This is a genomic window from Dongia soli (assembly GCF_034044715.1).
GTDB lineage: Bacteria > Pseudomonadota > Alphaproteobacteria > Dongiales > Dongiaceae > Dongia_B > Dongia_B soli.
The window spans coordinates 570,246-587,298 of the sequence record NZ_JAXCLW010000002.1 but is presented as its reverse complement, the minus strand read 5'-3'; the positions used below and the strand labels follow the sequence as shown (position 1 = coordinate 587,298).

Here is a 17,053-nt window from a genome sequence, read left to right as displayed (position 1 = left end):
CGGCCCGTTTCCGGACCGGACTGGGTCAATTTCAGCGGGTTACGCCGTGTTCCCGGCAGAGCGCCGCGAGGACCGAATTATCCTGCGGTGTCAGGGGTTGGCCGTTGAAGCTGACCTGATCCCCGGTCACCGTGACCAGGCCAATCTCCGCCGTGGACTTCCAAAGGTTGGAATTCGGTGGAATATTGAAACGGCGGCCGAGGTTCACCTCGATCGGGATGTAAATCGTATCAGGCAATTGGATCTGACCGGCACTATTGAGGTCGGCCGGAACCACAGGCCGGCCATGCGCATCGATACCCGGTTGGTAGGCCACGTCCGGCGCCGGCTGATGATTGACGAGATACTGACAGTCCCGGCGCGAGATAGCCAGATCCGCCCCCGCTGGGCCAGCCCAGCCGGCGGCAACAACCGTCAGCACGGTAAAGGCGAAAAGCTTGCGAGCCATTCCCGGACTTTAGCATGGAGAAGCCGACCGCTAAAGGCGGATCACATGCACTTTGGTGATCGGCTTCTTATCATGCGTTTTGTTGAACCAGCGGCGACCTGCAAGGCGCGCCGCTTCGGCGACCGCGTCATTGTCCAGTCGCTGCGGTTTGGACAGATTACTGATCGCTTCCCGGGCCGCAGCGGCAATCGCCGCAATGGCGGTGGCCGCCGGTTCGCCATCCAACAGCCCCTCCAACGTTACCTGCGGATCCGCCAGCAGGGTTCCATCACGGCCCACCGCGACCGAGACCATGATCACGCCGTTGAAGCTGAGGCGATGGCGGTGGCGGACCGCGTCGCTATCCATGGAAACCAGGCTGTTGCCATCCAGGCCCAAGCGTCCCGAGGTAACATGGCTCACCACCTCCGCGGGTCCCGGTGCCAACCGGATCAGGCAGCCATTGGTCGGCTCGATCGCTTCCGGCACCTGGCAGGCTTTGGCCCAGGCGACATGTTCCTTGATATGCCTGGCCTCGCCGTGAACCGGCACCGCTATCCGGGGCCGGACCCATTGATACATTTCGGCGAGTTCATCACGCGCGGGATGGCCGGAGACATGCACGTCCTCATCGTGATCCGTGATGATCTCCACGCCGAGCTTGGTGAGGTCGTTCTGCAATCTGGCAATCGACTTCTCATTGCCGGGAATGACCCGGGACGAGAAGATCACGGTATCTCCCGGTTCCAGCGTCACTTGCGGATGCTCCTCGCGCGCGATGCGGGCCAGAGCCGAACGCGGTTCGCCCTGGCTGCCGGTGCAGATCATCAGGATCTTATCCGGTGGGAAATAACCAACATCATGCTCGGTGACGAAATCCTCGAGATCGGTCAGATAGCCGTTCTCGCGCGCCGCCTGCAGCATGCGCCAAAGCGATCGACCGACCAAGGCCACACGGCGCTCATGAGCCGCGGCGACCCGGGCGATGGTCTCGATACGCGCAATATTGCTGGCGAAACAGCCGATCGCCACCCTGCCCTTCAAGCGGCCGACAACTCCCATCAAGGAATCGCGGACATCCGCTTCCGAGCCCGATGTGCCTTCAACGAAGACATTGGTGGAATCGCAGATCATGGCAAGAACGCCGCCATTGCCGAGCTCACGCAAAGCGGCTTCGTCCGTCGCTTCCCCCACCAGGGGCTGGGGATCAAGCTTCCAGTCGCCGGTATGCAGCACCGCGCCCAAAGGTGTTCGGATGACAACGGCATTCGGTTCCGGAATCGAATGGGTGAGCGTGATCAGTTCGATCTCGAAGGGATCAACGGAGAATTTCCCCGACATCGGGATTTCGGTGATACGAGCCTCATGTTGCAACCCGACCTCTTCGAGCTTTCGGCGCAGGACCGAAGCGGTAAAAGGCGTCGCATAGAGCGGACATCTCAAGCGCGGCCAGAGATAGGGCACGGCGCCGATATGATCCTCATGGGCATGGGTCAGGACGATGCCGGCGAGATCGTTCACACGTTCCGTAATAAAAGCCGGGTCGGGCATGATGACGTCAATGCCGGGGGTCGATTCATCCCCGAAGGTCACGCCGAGATCGACCATCAACCACTTGCCGGCATAACCGTAAAGGTTGAGATTCATGCCGATTTCGCCGGCCCCACCGAGAGGGAGAAACCATAATTCTTGGGACGAAGGGCGAAAATGCTCGGTCATTGGCTCTCTTGCAACTTCATCACGATTTACTGTTTGCCGCATAGATCATAGCAAGGCCCCGCAAGGTCAGATCGCCATCGAGGATCTCGATGGCCGAGGTTGCTTCCTTGAACAAAGGCGCCAAGCCGCCGGTTCCGATGACCTTCATCGGCGTGCCGAATTCGTCGCGGATCCGCCACACCAAACCTTCAATGAGGCCAATATAGCCCCAGAAGATGCCTGACTGCATGGCCGGCACGGTGCTACGGCCAATGACATGTTGCGGGCGTGTAATGGCGATCCCTGGCAACTTGGATGCCGCCATATAGAGCGCCTCCAGCGAAAGGTTGATGCCCGGGCAAATGACGCCGCCGATATAGCCGCCATCCGCATCGACCACATCGAATGTCGTTGCCGTACCGAAATCGATCACGATCAGCGGCCCAGTGTAAAGATGATGTGCCGCAACCGCATTGACCAAGCGGTCGGCGCCGACTTCCTCTGGGCGATCCAGCCGAACGGGAATCGTCAGTTTGATGCCGTTCTGGCCAATGAGAAGCGGATCGCAGCTAAAGTAGTGGCGGATCAATGTTTTCAATTCGAAGATCACATCCGGCACGACCGAGGCAATGATAGCCCCGGTTACGGCTTCGGGGGCCAGTCCTTGAAGTTCCATAAGCTGGGTCAGCCAGACGCCATATTCATCTGCCGTCCGCCGATGATCGGTGGAGATGCGCCAGGCGCCGCGCTGCGTTTCGCCGTCATACAAAGCGAAAACGATGTTCGTATTGCCGCAATCGACTGCCAGCAACATGGGGATCCTCAATCCGCAGATGACGTCGCCAGGAAAACATCGCCCGCGGTGACTCGCCTGACATTGCCTTCGGGCAATTTGAGCATCAGCGTGCCGTCGGCGTCTAGATCGATAAAACACCCTTCCAGCACGTGGTTTTCCAACCGCACCTGAATATTACGCCCCAGCCCTACAGCGCGTGATTTCCAGGCCGGCAGCAAAGCGGAGAACCCGCCCTCTTTCCAAGCCGCGTAATGCAAGGCAAAGCGCTCTAGGAAGAGCGTGAGCAAATCCGCCGGCGGGATGTCCGCAAGCCCCTCAGCCCGGAGGTCGGTCACAGGATAAAGAGCTTGATCCGGATGGCTGACGATATTGACGCCGAGCCCGATAACCAGCCATTCCAGTTTATTGCCAGCCGCTCCGCCCGCTTCCAACAGAATGCCGGAAACCTTCTTGCCGCCGATGAGCAGATCATTCGGCCACTTATGCTGGATCGTGCTGTCCGGCAACAGGTCGGTCAGAACGTCACCGAGAGCAATGACGGTGGCAAAGCTCAGGGTCGCTGCCACGGCCGGAACGCAATCCGGGCGCAACAGCAGTGAACAATAGAGGTTGCCTTGTGGCGAGGCCCAGGCACGGCCTCGCCGACCGCGCCCGGCTTCCTGCTGATCAGCCTGCACCACCAATCCCTCGGGTGCGCCGGCCAAGGCGTGCTCGCGGGCTAGGTCGTTGGTACTTCCGACGCGATCGTGATGCTCGACCTGGAAACGGATGCTCATCCAGCGAACAGGCTGGCCGCGGCCACGCCCGCATTGCCGGTCAGCGGCACCAGCAGAGGCGGAATGACGGTGAACAGGATCAGCGCCACTGTCACCCACAACACCAGCCGCAGGGAACCATCGACGGGATCGAAACCGCCAGCCGGCTCTTCGAAGAACATCACCTTGACAATACGGAGGTAATAGAAAGCAGAAACCACGCTGGTCAGCACGCCGATAATCGCCAGTGCATAGAGCGAGCCGTCGGTGCCGCCTGCCTCGATCGCCGCCTTGAAGACAAAGAATTTCGCAAAGAACCCGCCCAAGGGAGGGATGCCCGCCATGGAGAACATAAAGATGGCCATCGCATAGGCCAGCATCGGCTGACTGCGCGACAGACCGGCGAGATCGGCGATCTTCTCCACCATCTGCCCCTTCTGGCGCATCGCGAGGATGACGGCAAACGTGCCGAGCGTCATGACGATATAGATCGCCATGTAGATCAACAGGCCGCTGACGCCGGCCTGATTACCGGCGGCCAGGCCAACCAAGGCATAACCGACATTGCCGATGGAGCTATAGGCCATCAGGCGCTTGATACTGGTCTGGAAGATCGCCGCGAAGCTGCCGAGCAGCATCGAGGTAACGGAAATAAACCAGATGATCTGGCGCCATTCCTCGGTCATGTCGCCGAACGGACCGACCAACACCCGCGTGAAGAGTGCGATAGCCGCCAGCTTCGGCGCCGCAGCGAAGAAAGCGGTGACCGGTGTCGGCGCGCCCTCATAGACGTCCGGGGTCCACATATGGAACGGCACGGCCGAGATCTTGAATGCCAGGCCGGCGCAGAGGAAGACCAGGCCGATGATCAGGCCAAGCCCCGGTTCGGCACCTTTAGCCTGGATTGCTGTCGCAATCGCATCGAAACCGGTGGCGCCCGTGAACCCATAAATCAGCGAAGCGCCGTAAAGCAGCATGCCGGAGCTGAGTGCGCCCAGCACGAAATACTTCAGGCCCGCTTCCGTCGAGCGCAACGTATCGCGGCGCACGGCGGCGATCACATAGAGCGCCAGGCTCTGCAATTCCAGACCGACATACAGCGAAATGAGATCATTGGCCGAGATCATCATCAGCATGCCGAGGGTAGCAAACAGCATCAGCAGCGGAATTTCGAACCGTGCCATGCCTTCCCGTTCGTTGTAGCCGAGTGCCATGAAGATCGAGATCGCTGCCGCCACCAGCACAAGCGACTTCGCATAGATTGCGAAGCTGTCGACGGTAAACAAGCCGCCGAAAGCAAGTGCACGGCTGGGCGCACCGCTGCCGGTCAGGACGAGAATGAGGGTTGCGATCAGCACTGTCATCGCGGCCAGACCGATCGCTCGGGTGGAACGGTCGCCACGGAAAGCGCCGATCAACAGCAGTGCCATACCGGCAACGGCCATCCAGATTTCCGGCAAAGCGGCAAGATAGTTCATTTCGGTCATCGCTTGCTCATTCCCCAGCGGTCGTCGTGGCAGTCGCGCTTGCCGCGGTCATGGTGGCATTGGCACCGGCATCGGCTGCTTGCTGCGTCGCTGCTTGATAGTTCTGCACCAGCTTTTGCACCGAGGGCCCCATGATGCTGGTGAAGGATGACGGATAAATGCCCATCCACAATACGATGAAGAGCAACGGCACGAAGATCGCCACTTCACGCGGACCGAGATCCAGCAGATGCTTCAGATCTTCCTTTTCCAGCTTGCCGAAAATTATCCGGCGATACAGCCACAGCATATAGGCGGCGCCCAGGATGATACCGGTGGTGATCAGGGCCGCGACCCAGGTATTCGCCTGGAATGTTCCCAGCATGATCAGGAATTCGCCAACGAAACCGCCGGTGCCCGGCAGGCCCACCGATGCCATGGTCATGACCATGAAGGCGAAGGCATAACGCGGCATGTTGTTGGCGAGGCCGCCATAGCGGGCGATCTCGCGGGTATGCAGCCTGTCATAGACCACACCGACGCAAAGGAAGAGCGCGCCGGAGACGATACCGTGGCTCAACATCTGGAAGATCGCGCCTTCCAGGCCCTGCTGGTTGAAAGTGAAGATACCGCAGGTGACGAAGCCCATATGAGCAACCGATGAATAGGCAATCAGCTTCTTCATATCGGCCTGGGCCAGCGCAACCAGCGAGGTATAGATGACGGCGATGGCGCTGAGGGCGAAAACCAGCGGCGTGAAGTAAGCCGAGGCCAGCGGCAAGAGTGGCAGTGAGAAGCGCAGGAAGCCGTATCCGCCCATCTTCAGCAACACGCCCGCCAGGATGACCGAACCAGCTGTCGGCGCCTCCACGTGGGCATCCGGCAGCCAGGTGTGAACCGGCCACATCGGCACCTTGACCGCGAAAGACGCAAAGAAGGCCAGCCAGAGCCATTTCTGCCAGGTCGGATCGATACCATGCTGCATCAGCGTTGGCACGTCGGTGGTGCCGGTCGAGAAATAGATCGCCAGGATGGCGAGCAGCATCAGGACCGAGCCGAGCAGCGTGTAGAGGAAGAATTTAAACGCCGAATAGACGCGCCTGGCACCGCCCCAGATGCCAATGATCAGGAACATCGGCAGCAGGACGCCTTCGAAGAAGACATAGAAGACGACGAGATCGAGGGCGCAGAAGGTGCCGACCATGAGCGTTTCCAGCACCAGGAACGCGATCATGTATTCCTTGACCCGGTTCTGGATCGCTTCCCAGCTCGCCAGGATGCAGATGGGCGTCAGCAGCGTCGACAGGATGACGAAGGCCATCGAAATGCCATCGACACCCATGTGATAGGAAATATTCAGGGCCGGGATCCAGTCGCGCTTCTCGACGAACTGGAAATCCGCCGATCCACGATCGAACCCGAACCAGATGACCAGCGACAGCGCGAAGGTCACCAGGGAGGTCCACAGCGCCACCCACCGGGCATTGCGGGCGACCGCTTCCGCTTCTCCCCGAATGAAGACGACGAAGATCGCGCCGATCAGCGGCAAGAAAGTAACCAGCGACAGGATGGGATAGTTAAACTCGTTGGACATCGCCGAACTCACAACTTGTCGCCGATCAGGTACCAGGTGACGAGCGCGACGACGCCGATCAGCATGGCAAAGGCATAGTGGTAAACGTAACCGGTTTGCAGCTTGGCAACCCGACGCGACAGCACCTGCGTGACGGTCGCCACGCCATCCGGCCCGAGGCCATCGATGAGAGCACCGTCACCCCCCTTCCATAGGCCGAAACCAAGTGCCTTGGCCATACGGACGAAGATGAGGTCGTAGAGCTCGTCGAAATACCATTTGTTGAAGACGAAGGCATAGAGGCCGCCAAGCGCCGAGGCGAGTTTGCCGGGCAGATCGGTCCTCTTCATATAGAAGAGGAAGGCCAATGCGATACCCACCAGCCCCATGACCAGCGGCAGGATCTTCACCCAGCCCGGCACTTCATGGGCGCGATGCAGTATCTCGTTCTCAGGGCCGTAGAAAATCGACTTACCGAAGAATTCATGCGCGTGCTCGCCAACGAAATCGTTGAAGAAGACAGCACCGCTGAGCACAGCACCGACAGCCAGGACGAAGAGCGGCACCAGCATCACCCAGGGGCTTTCATGCACGTGGGCGTAGACCTTCTCATCGCAGCGCGGCTTACCATGGAATGACAGGAACAGCAGGCGCCAGGAATAGAAAGCTGTCATCAGCGCGGCGGCAATGCCGAGCCAGAAGGCATACTGGCCAACACCGCTGCTTGCCGCAAAGGCAGATTCCAGAATGGAGTCCTTCGAATAGTAGCCGGCGAAGAACGGGATGCCGGCCAGAGCCAGGTTACCAATCCACATCAGGGCATAGGTCATGGGGATCAGCTTCCAGATACCGCCCATCTTCCGCATATCCTGCTCGCCGGACATTGCATGAATGACCGAGCCCGAGCCAAGGAACAACAGCGCCTTGAAGAATGCGTGGGTGAACAGGTGGAACATCGCCGCACCATAGGCGCCGACGCCCGCCGCGAAGAACATGTAGCCGAGCTGCGAACAGGTCGAATAGGCGATGACACGCTTGATATCGAATTGGGTCAGGCCGATCGTCGCGGCGAAGAAGCAGGTACTGGCCCCGACCACGGTGACCACATCCTTGGCGATGGGTGCATATTCGAACATCGGCGACAGGCGGCACACCATGAAGACGCCGGCCGTGACCATCGTCGCGGCATGGATGAGCGCAGAGACTGGTGTCGGCCCTTCCATCGCATCCGGCAGCCAGGTATGCAGGCCGAGCTGCGCCGACTTGCCCATCGCACCGATGAAGAGCAGTACGCACAGAGTGGTCAGGATGTCGACATTCCAGCTCAGGAAATGGAAACTCTGACCGACCTTGTCCGGGGTCGCGGCGAAAACGGTGTCGAAGCTCACCGACCCGAAGATCATGAAAACGCCCATGATCCCCAGCGCGAAGCCGAAATCGCCGACGCGGTTGACCACGAAGGCCTTGATCGCGGCGGCATTGGCGCTTGGCCGGTCAAACCAGAACCCGATCAGCAGGTAGGAGCAAAGACCGACGCCTTCCCAGCCGAAGAACATCTGCACGAAGTTATCAGCCGTCACCAGCATCAGCATCGCGAAGGTAAACAGGCTGAGATACGCCATGAAGCGCGGCACCGACTTGTCGTGGTGCATATAGCCGATGGAATAGACATGCACCATGGCCGAGACCGTGGTCACCACGATCAGCATCACCGCGGAAAGCTGATCGACCCGCAGGGCCCAATCAACATGGAGGGCGCCGGTTGCGAACCAGGTGAACAGGCGAAGCGTGCGGGGGCTCGCGCCATAGGTCACGTCGACAAAGACGATCCAGGCGAGCACGCAGGAGATCAGCATCAATCCGGCGGTAATCAACTGCGCGGCATGATCCCCGATCCGACGGTTGCCGAGACCGGCTATCAGCGCACCCAGCAAAGGCAGGGCGACAATCGCGACTTCCATCTCGTTCAACCCTTCATCACATTGATATCCTCAACCGCGATGGAGCCACGGTTGCGGAAGTAAACCACCAGAATGGCAAGGCCGATCGCTGCTTCGGCCGCGGCCACGGTCAAGATAATGAAGGTGAAGACCTGCCCGACCAGATCGCCGAGGAAATGGGAAAACGCCACCAGATTGATGTTCACCGAGAGCAGCAGCAATTCCACCGCCATCAAGATGATGATGACGTTCTTGCGGTTCAGGAAAATCCCGAACACGCCCAGCGTAAAGAGAATGGCCGCAACGGTCAGATAATGCCCCAAGCCGATTTCCATGATCTTCTTCTCCCTCGACCGTTCAGACGCCGCTGCCGGTCGGCACCTTGACGACTTCGACCGATTCCCGGCCGCGCGCCACCTGCGCCGCAATCTTCTGCCGCTTCACCCCTTCCCGCTCACGATGCGTCAGCACGATCGCGCCGATCATCGCCACCAACAGCACGAAGCCTGCCGCCTGGAAGAGATAGAAATACTTGGTGTAGAGAATCTCGCCCAAGGCCTGGACATTGCCGACCTGGTCCAGTGGCGGCGTCGGCGAAGCGATATGCTGCCCAAGCTGCGGAACGATCGCGCCGCTGCCGAGCACCAGAACCAGTTCGGCCACCAGGACGAGGCCGACCAAAAGGCCGATCGGCAGATAGCGCACAAAGCCTTGCCGTAGCTCGACGAAATTGATGTCGAGCATCATGACCACGAACAGGAACAGGACCGCTACCGCGCCGACATAAACCACGACCAGCATCATCGCCAGCAATTCGGCGCCCAGCAGTACGAATAAACCTGCCGCATTGAAAAAGGTCAGGATCAAGAACAACACCGAATAGACCGGGTTGCGATTGGCGACCACCAGGGTGGCGGAGAGAACCGCAACCACGGCAAAGAGATAAAAAGCAATCGTCTGAACGATCATATCGTTTCCCCTACTCCGGCCTTAGCGATACGGCGCATCGGCCTGCAGGTTTGCCGCAATCTCCGACTCCCACCGATCGCCGTTGGCCAGCAGCTTGGCCTTGTTGTAGAGCAGCTCTTCGTGGGTTTCGGTCGCGAATTCGAAATTCGGCCCTTCGACGATCGCATCCACCGGGCAGGCTTCCTGGCACAGGCCGCAATAGATGCATTTCGTCATATCGATGTCATAACGCGTGGTCCGGCGGCTGCCATCCTCGCGCGGTTCCGCTTCGATGGTGATCGCCTGGGCCGGGCAGACCGCTTCGCATAGCTTACAGGCGATGCAACGCTCTTCCCCGTTTGGATAGCGCCGCAAGGCATGCTCACCACGGAAGCGCGGACTCAACGGCCCCTTCTGATAAGGGTAATTGATCGTGACCTTCGGCTTGAACAAATAGCTGAAGGTCAGCTTCATGCCGCTCAGCAATTCCTTCAGCAGAAAGCTTTTAGCTGTCCGGGCGATGGTTGCCATAATCAGTTACCTCATCCAGCCGGATCACATGCCCGGCAGCCAACCGGTCGCCAACAGGACGCCGGCGGTCAGAACCACGAAAAACAGCGAGAACGGCAGGAACACCTTCCAGCCAAGACGCATCAGCTGGTCATAGCGATACCGTGGAAAGGTGGCGCGTACCCACAGGAAACAGAAGGCGACAAAGGCGATCTTCGACGCCAGCCAGAAGCCGTGCCAAGCGACCTGCCAACCGCTGCCATCAGCAAAAGGCTCGATATTGAACGGCGGCAGCCAGCCACCCAGGAACAGGATGCTGGTCATCGCGCTCATCAGCCAGATATTCGCGTATTCGCCCAGGAAAAACAGGGCGAAGGTCATGGCCGAATATTCCGAGAAATAGCCGGCCACCAGCTCGGATTCCGCTTCCGGCAAATCGAAGGGCGGACGGTTGGTTTCGGCCAGCGCCGAAATGAAGAAGACCGCAAACATCGGCAGCAGCGGGATGCAATACCAGATATGCTGCTGCGACCTGACGATGTCAGAGACGTTCAGCGATCCCGCACAAAGCAGCACGGTGACCATGACGAAGCCGATCGAGACTTCATAGGACACCATCTGCGCAGCCGAGCGAAGGGCGCCGAGGAAGGGATATTTCGAGTTCGACGACCAGCCCGCCAGCACGATGCCATAGACACCGAGTGACGAGATCGCAAAGAGGTAGAGGATGCCGACATTGAGATCGGCCAGAACCACACCGTCGCTGAGCGGAATGACCGCCCAGGCCATAAGGCTCAGCGAGAAAGTGATCATCGGCGCGACCAGGAAGGCCACGCGGCTAGCGCCGGACGGGATGATCGTTTCCTTGAAGAACAGTTTCAGACCGTCAGCAATAGGCTGCAACAGGCCGAACGGGCCGACCACGTTCGGGCCCATGCGCATCTGCATCGCCGCCAGCACTTTGCGCTCGGCATAGGTGAGATAGGCGACAGCCAGCAGCAGCGGCACGACGATCACAAGAATCATCAGCACCGTGAAGATCGTGGTGCCGAGATAGAGCCCGAAATGGGATGTAAAGAAATCAGCCATGGGTACCCGTCTTCTCCGCAGCCGGCTGAACAAAGGCCTCGGTGCACTTGGCCATGGTTTCGGACGCCCGGCTGATCGGGTCAGTCATGTAATAATTGGCGATTGCCGGCATGAAAGGCTTGCTGTCGACCGGCGCGTCATTGCCGAACTTCTGCCAGCTGCCCGGCTCGATCGTATTGATCCGCTGGAAGCGGGCATTGAGCTGATAAAGACGCTGGCGCAACTGGCCCAGATTGTCATAGGGCAGCGGCTTGCCGAGCACTGCGGAGAGGGCACGCAGAATCGCCCAGTCCTCGCGCGCTTCTCCCGGCGGGAAGATCGCCTTCAACGCCAGCTGGGCGCGGCCTTCGGTATTCATGTAGGTGCCGTCCTTTTCGGTATAAGCGGCACCCGGCAGGATGACGTCGGCGCGATGCGCACCGGCATCACCATGATGTCCCTGATAGACGACGAAGGCTTTGCCGAGACGATTGGTGTCGATCTCATCGGCACCAAGCAGGAACACGACCTCGATATCGCCCTTCTGCGCGCCATCGAGAATGCCTTGCACGTCACGGCCGTTCGCGCCCGGCACAAAGCCGAGCTCCAGTCCGCCGACCCGCGCGGCGGCATTGTGCAGCAGATTGAAGCCGTTCCAATCCGCCCGAATCATGTTGGAATTCTCAGCGACCTTGCGCGCCAGCCCCAGCACGGCGCCGCCATCGCCACGCGTCAGGGCGCCCACGCCAAGGATCAGCATCGGTGCCTTGGCGTTCTTCAGCACCTCGGCAAAGGGATGCGAACCGTTGGCGATCTGCTGCAGAATATCGGGGCCGTGCCCGAGATGATCATAAGGATAGGTTAGGTCAACCGTTGGACCGATGACCGCGGTCTTTAAGCCGCCCTTCAGATAGCGCTTGCGAATGCGTGCATTGATCACCGGGGCTTCCCAACGCAGATTGCTGCCGACGATCAGAATGGCATCGGCCCTGTCGATACCGGCGATACCCGAATTGAAAAGATAGCTCGCCCGCGCCGTCGGATCGATCGCAGCGCCATCCTGGCGGCAATCCAGATTGGCGGAACCGAGCGACTGCACCAGATCCTTGAGCGCCAGCATCGATTCCGCATCGCAGAGATCACCGGCGATGGCGGCGATCTTGCTGCCATCGGCACCCTTCACCTTGGTGGCGATGGCATCGAACGCCTCCTGCCAAGTCGCCGGCTGCAACTTGCCGCCAGCGCGCACATAAGGGCGGTCGAGACGCTGATGGATCAAACCGTCGTAGGAGAAGCGGCCTTTATCCGCCAGCCATTCCTCGTTCACATCCTCATGCACTCGGGGCAGGATACGCAGCACTTCGCGGCCGCGCACGTCGACGCGGATATTGGTGCCGACGGCATCAAAAACGTCGATCGATTCCGTCTTGCTCAGCTCCCACGGGCGCGCGGTGAAAGCATAGGGCTTCGAGGTGAGCGCTCCGACCGGGCAAAGATCGATGATGTTGCCGCTCAGCTCCGAAGCCAGCGTCTTCTCGACATAGGTGGTAATCTCCAGGTGCTCGCCGCGCCCTGTGGCCCCCAGGACTTCGACGCCAGCGACTTCAGTCGCGAAACGGACGCAGCGCGTGCATTGAATGCAGCGCGTCATGATGGTTTTTACCAGCGGACCGAAATTCTTGTCGGAAACGGCGCGCTTGCCTTCCTTGTAGCGCGAGGAATGCTTGCCGAAGGCCACGGCCTGGTCCTGCAGATCGCATTCGCCGCCCTGATCGCAGATCGGGCAATCCAGCGGATGGTTGATGAGCAGGAACTCCATCACACCTTCGCGGGCCTTCTTGACCAGCGGGCTGTCGGTCTTGATCACCATGCCATCGGCAACCGGCATAGCGCAGCTCGCCACCGGCTTTGGCGCCTTTTCCTGTTCGACCAGGCACATCCGGCAGTTGCCCGCGACCGACAGTCGTTCATGGTAACAGAAGCGCGGGATCTCCTTGCCGGCCAATTCGCAGGCCTGCAATACCGTGATGCCGGCCGGCACCTCGATCTCTGTTCCGTCAATCGTCAGCTTGGGCATGGTTCCGAACTCACCCGATTTCCGCAGCCGTTATGCTTATTCCGCCGCCTTAAGGCCGCGATACTCGTTGATCCGCCGTTCGACCTCGGGCCGGAAGTGACGCATCAGACCCTGGATCGGCCAAGCAGCCGCATCGCCAAGGGCGCAAATCGTATGACCCTCGATCTGCTTGGTCACATCCAGCAACAAGTCGATCTCGCTCAGCTCCGCCTGGCCTCGCACCAGACGCTGCATGATGCGATACATCCAGCCCGTACCTTCACGGCACGGCGTGCACTGACCGCAGCTCTCATGCATGTAGAAATGCGACAGACGGGCGATCGCCTCGACCACATCGGTCGATTTGTCCATCACGATCACAGCCGCCGTGCCAAGGCCCGACTGCACCGCGCGCAATGAATCGAAATCCATCAGCACGTCATCGCAGATCGATTTGGGGAGCATCGGCACCGATGCACCGCCGGGAATGACGGCCAGCAGATTGTCCCAGCCGCCACGAACGCCACCGGCATGCTTCTCGATCAGCTCGCGCAGCGGAATACCCATTTCCTCTTCCACATTGCACTGCTTGTTGACATGCCCGGAGATGCAGAAAAGCTTGGTGCCGGTATTCTTCGGCCGGCCGAGAGCGGCAAACCAGGCGGCGCCACGACGCAGAATGGTCGGCGCCACCGCGATCGATTCCACATTGTTGACGGTCGTCGGGCAGCCATAGAGGCCGCAGGCTGCCGGAAAAGGCGGCTTGAGGCGCGGCTGGCCCTTCTTGCCTTCCAGACTTTCGAGCAGCGCGGATTCTTCGCCGCAGATATATGCGCCCGCACCGCGATGCAGATAGATGTCGTAGTCGTAACCCGAGCCGCAGGCATTCTTGCCGATCAAACCGGCCTCATAGGCCTCGTCGATCGCGACCTGAATATTCGAGGCCTCGTTATAGAATTCGCCGCGGATATAGATGTAGCAGGCCGAGGCACGCATCGCGAAGCCGGCGACCAGGCAGCCTTCCAGCAGCATATGCGGGTCGAAACGGCAGATCTCGCGATCCTTGCAAGTGCCCGGCTCGGATTCGTCGGAATTGACCACGAGATAAGACGGGCGTCCATCCGACTGCTTCGGCATGAAGGACCACTTCATGCCCGTCGGGAAGCCGGCGCCGCCGCGGCCGCGCAGTTCCGACTTCTTGATCTCTTCGATGATATTGTCCTGGCCCAGCTCGAGCAGCGCCTTGGTGTTATCCCAGATGCCGCGACGCTTCGCGCCGGCCAGGCGCCAATCGTCCTGGCCATAGAGATTGCGGAAGATGCGATCCTGATCCTTCAGCATGATCTCACTCTCCAGTCGCCGGCTTAACAGCGACATCCTTCAATGTCGTCGGCCCACCAACCGGCGCCGAATTGAGCCGGTCGATCTGCGGCCCATGCGCCGGCTTCTTGCCCGCTTTCAAATCGTCGAGCAGTTGCTCGAGCTTCGCTGCATCGAGGTCTTCGTAGAAATCGTCGTTGATTTGCACAACCGGGGCATTGACACAGGCCCCCAGGCACTCCACCTCAACGAGGGTGAACAGACCATCAGCGGTGGTTTCCTTGAGGCCGATGCCGAGCTTCTTCTTACAGGTTTCCGTCATGCTGTCCGCACCGCGCAACCAGCACGGCGTGGTGCGGCAGACCTGCAGCAGATACTTACCGACCGGCTTCAGATTGAACATGGTGTAGAAGGTGGCGACTTCGTAAACGCGGATCGCCGCCATATCGAGGATTTCGGCAACGTGATCCATCGCCGCGCGCGGCAGCCAGCCCCCGGCTTGACGCTGGGCCATATCCAACAGAGGCAGAACGGCACTGGCCTGGCGGCCCGCGGGATATCGGGCAATGATCTTATCAGCCTTTGCCCGGTTCTCCGCCGTGAAGGCAAAGCTGGTCGGCTGAATGACGTCGTTAATGTCGGTAGCACTCATCGATCGATCTCGCCGAACACGATATCCATAGAGCCAAGAATGGCGACGGAATCCGCCAGCATGTAACCTTTGCTGCAAAAATCCATCGCCTGCAGATGCGCAAAGCCTGGCGCACGAATCTTGCAGCGATATGGCTTATTGCTGCCGTCGGAAATCAGATAGACACCGAATTCGCCCTTCGGCGCTTCCACGGCGCAATAAGTCTCGCCTGCCGGCACATGGAAGCCTTCGGTATAAAGCTTGAAGTGGTGGATGAGCGCTTCCATCGAGCGCTTCATTTCGCTGCGCGGCGGTGGCGTGACCTTACGATCGACCGAGGTCGCCGGCCCGCCCGGCATTTGCGCGACGCATTGCTGGATGATCTTCAACGACTGGCGCATCTCTTCGACCCGCACCAGGTAACGATCGTAGCAATCGCCGTTCTTGCCGATGGGAATGTCGAATTCCATCTTGTCATAGACGAGATAAGGCTGCGCTTTACGGAGATCCCAGGGCACGCCTGAGGCGCGCAACATGGGGCCGGTAAAGCCCCAATCCATCGCATCTTCCGCCGAGACGCCGCCGACATCGACCAGACGTTGCTTGAAGATGCGGTTCTCGGTCAGCAATCCTTCGAGATCGTCGATCACGCGGGGGAATTTTTCCGCCCAGGCGCCGATATCGTCGGTCAGGCCGGCCGGGATGTCCTGATGTACGCCACCCGGCCGATAATAAGCCGCATGGAAGCGCGCGCCACTGGCACGTTCATAGAATTCCAGCAGCAATTCGCGCTCTTCGAACGCCCACAGGAACGGCGTGATGGCGCCGACATCCATCGCATAGGCCGGAATGTTCAGCAGGTGGTTGAGGATGCGCGTGATCTCGTCAAACATGACGCGGATATACTGGCCGCGTGCCGGCACTTCCAAACCCAGCAGCTTCTCAACCGCCAGCACGAAAGCATGCTCCTGGCACATCGGCGAAACGTAATCCAGGCGGTCGAAATACGGGATCGCCTGGATATAGGTCTTGTTCTCAATCAGCTTTTCCGTGCCGCGATGGAGCAGGCCGATATGCGGATCGATGCGACGGACGACCTCGCCATCCATCTCCATAACCATGCGCAACACACCATGGGCCGCAGGATGCTGCGGACCGAAATTCATGGTGAGCGGTTTAATCTGGGTTTCGGCCATCACTCTGCCTTTCCAGCTTTCTCGTCACCCGGCAGGACGCGCGGCTGCAGCATGCCTTCCCAGGGACTGAGGAAATCAAATGAGCGGAATTCTTGCGACAACTTGACCGGCTCGTAGACGACGCGCTTCTGCGCCTCGTCGTAACGGACTTCGACATAACCGGTCAGCGGGAAATCCTTGCGGAACGGATGACCTTCGAACCCGTAATCGGTCAGGATACGGCGCAAGTCCGGATTGCCGTCGAAGAAGATTCCGAACATGTCGTAGCTTTCACGCTCAAACCATCCGGCCACGGAATAGACACCCACAATCGACGGCACGGCCGCATCTTCGGCAACGGGAACTTTCACCCGAATCCGGTAGTTATGCTTCAGGCTGAGCAAATGATAGACCACGTCGAAACGCGGCTCACGATCGGGGAAATCAACACCACAGATGTCGACCAGCATCTTGAACAGGCAATTACTGTCATCGCGCAGGAATTTCATGACCTGCACGATCTGCGATGCGTCCACCGTGATCATCAGCTCGCCCAAGCGCACGTCGCTGTCCTGCACCGCACCCGCCCCCTGGGAAGCTCCCCCTAGGGACGCAGTGATATAATCGGCAAGCTCGCGATAAACGTCACTCATCAGATGGATCCCTTACCGGTAGGCGGTATTGCGCCTG

Annotated in this window: 16 protein-coding genes; all 16 read right to left on the bottom strand. The window is 59.6% G+C overall.

What is annotated here, in order from left to right; genetic code table 11:
- Positions 1–31: 31 nt before the first annotated feature.
- Genes SMD27_RS09220 through SMD27_RS09145 form a run of 16 tightly spaced genes read right to left on the bottom strand, consistent with a single transcriptional unit; the run spans position 32 to position 17,016 of the window.
- Positions 32–448, bottom strand: coding sequence for a hypothetical protein (locus SMD27_RS09220; protein ID WP_320508078.1), 417 nt, complete (start codon positions 446–448; stop codon positions 32–34).
- Between the two features lie 30 nt (positions 449–478).
- On the bottom strand, positions 479–2,146 hold the full coding sequence (locus SMD27_RS09215; RefSeq protein ID WP_320508077.1) for a ribonuclease J: 1,668 nt from the start codon (positions 2,144–2,146) through the stop codon (positions 479–481).
- Between the two features lie 19 nt (positions 2,147–2,165).
- Positions 2,166–2,939: a type III pantothenate kinase gene (locus SMD27_RS09210; RefSeq protein WP_320508076.1), complete on the bottom strand. Its 774-nt coding sequence runs from the start codon at positions 2,937–2,939 to the stop codon at positions 2,166–2,168.
- An 8-nt stretch (positions 2,940–2,947) separates the two neighbouring features.
- On the bottom strand, positions 2,948–3,697 hold the full coding sequence (locus SMD27_RS09205) for a biotin--[acetyl-CoA-carboxylase] ligase (RefSeq protein ID WP_320508075.1): 750 nt from the start codon (positions 3,695–3,697) through the stop codon (positions 2,948–2,950).
- Complete coding sequence (nuoN, locus tag SMD27_RS09200; RefSeq protein ID WP_320508074.1) at positions 3,694–5,163, bottom strand: NADH-quinone oxidoreductase subunit NuoN; 1,470 nt, start codon at positions 5,161–5,163, stop codon at positions 3,694–3,696. The genes SMD27_RS09205 and nuoN overlap by 4 nt, the downstream gene beginning before the upstream one ends.
- A 7-nt stretch (positions 5,164–5,170) precedes the next feature.
- On the bottom strand, positions 5,171–6,736 hold the full coding sequence (locus tag SMD27_RS09195) for an NADH-quinone oxidoreductase subunit M (RefSeq protein ID WP_320508073.1): 1,566 nt from the start codon (positions 6,734–6,736) through the stop codon (positions 5,171–5,173).
- An 8-nt stretch (positions 6,737–6,744) separates the two neighbouring features.
- Positions 6,745–8,676 carry an NADH-quinone oxidoreductase subunit L gene (nuoL, locus tag SMD27_RS09190; protein WP_320508072.1) on the bottom strand — a complete coding sequence of 644 codons (1,932 nt, stop codon included), beginning with the start codon at positions 8,674–8,676 and terminating at the stop codon, positions 6,745–6,747.
- A 5-nt stretch (positions 8,677–8,681) separates the two neighbouring features.
- Positions 8,682–8,990 (bottom strand): NADH-quinone oxidoreductase subunit NuoK, encoded by a 309-nt coding sequence (gene nuoK / locus SMD27_RS09185; RefSeq protein ID WP_320508071.1) that lies wholly within the window; start codon positions 8,988–8,990, stop codon positions 8,682–8,684.
- Between the two features lie 22 nt (positions 8,991–9,012).
- Positions 9,013–9,624 (bottom strand): NADH-quinone oxidoreductase subunit J, encoded by a 612-nt coding sequence (locus SMD27_RS09180; protein WP_320508070.1) that lies wholly within the window; start codon positions 9,622–9,624, stop codon positions 9,013–9,015.
- Between the two features lie 21 nt (positions 9,625–9,645).
- Positions 9,646–10,134, bottom strand: coding sequence for an NADH-quinone oxidoreductase subunit NuoI (gene nuoI / locus SMD27_RS09175; protein ID WP_320508069.1), 489 nt, complete (start codon positions 10,132–10,134; stop codon positions 9,646–9,648).
- A gap of 24 nt (positions 10,135–10,158) precedes the next feature.
- Entirely contained in the window at positions 10,159–11,202 is a 1,044-nt protein-coding gene (nuoH, locus tag SMD27_RS09170) for an NADH-quinone oxidoreductase subunit NuoH (RefSeq protein WP_320508068.1), read from the bottom strand.
- On the bottom strand, positions 11,195–13,258 hold the full coding sequence (nuoG, locus tag SMD27_RS09165) for an NADH-quinone oxidoreductase subunit NuoG (protein ID WP_320508067.1): 2,064 nt from the start codon (positions 13,256–13,258) through the stop codon (positions 11,195–11,197). Before nuoG ends, nuoH begins: the two co-directional genes overlap by 8 nt.
- 36 nt (positions 13,259–13,294) lie before the next feature.
- Positions 13,295–14,578 carry an NADH-quinone oxidoreductase subunit NuoF gene (gene nuoF / locus SMD27_RS09160; RefSeq protein WP_320508066.1) on the bottom strand — a complete coding sequence of 428 codons (1,284 nt, stop codon included), beginning with the start codon at positions 14,576–14,578 and terminating at the stop codon, positions 13,295–13,297.
- A gap of 4 nt (positions 14,579–14,582) precedes the next feature.
- Complete coding sequence (gene nuoE, locus SMD27_RS09155; protein WP_320508065.1) at positions 14,583–15,209, bottom strand: NADH-quinone oxidoreductase subunit NuoE; 627 nt, start codon at positions 15,207–15,209, stop codon at positions 14,583–14,585.
- A complete protein-coding gene (locus SMD27_RS09150) occupies positions 15,206–16,384 on the bottom strand; it encodes an NADH-quinone oxidoreductase subunit D (RefSeq protein ID WP_320508652.1) in 1,179 nt (392 codons plus the stop codon). Before SMD27_RS09150 ends, nuoE begins: the two co-directional genes overlap by 4 nt.
- Positions 16,384–17,016 (bottom strand): NADH-quinone oxidoreductase subunit C, encoded by a 633-nt coding sequence (locus SMD27_RS09145; protein ID WP_320508064.1) that lies wholly within the window; start codon positions 17,014–17,016, stop codon positions 16,384–16,386. The genes SMD27_RS09150 and SMD27_RS09145 overlap by 1 nt, the downstream gene beginning before the upstream one ends.
- Positions 17,017–17,053 lie beyond the last annotated feature (37 nt).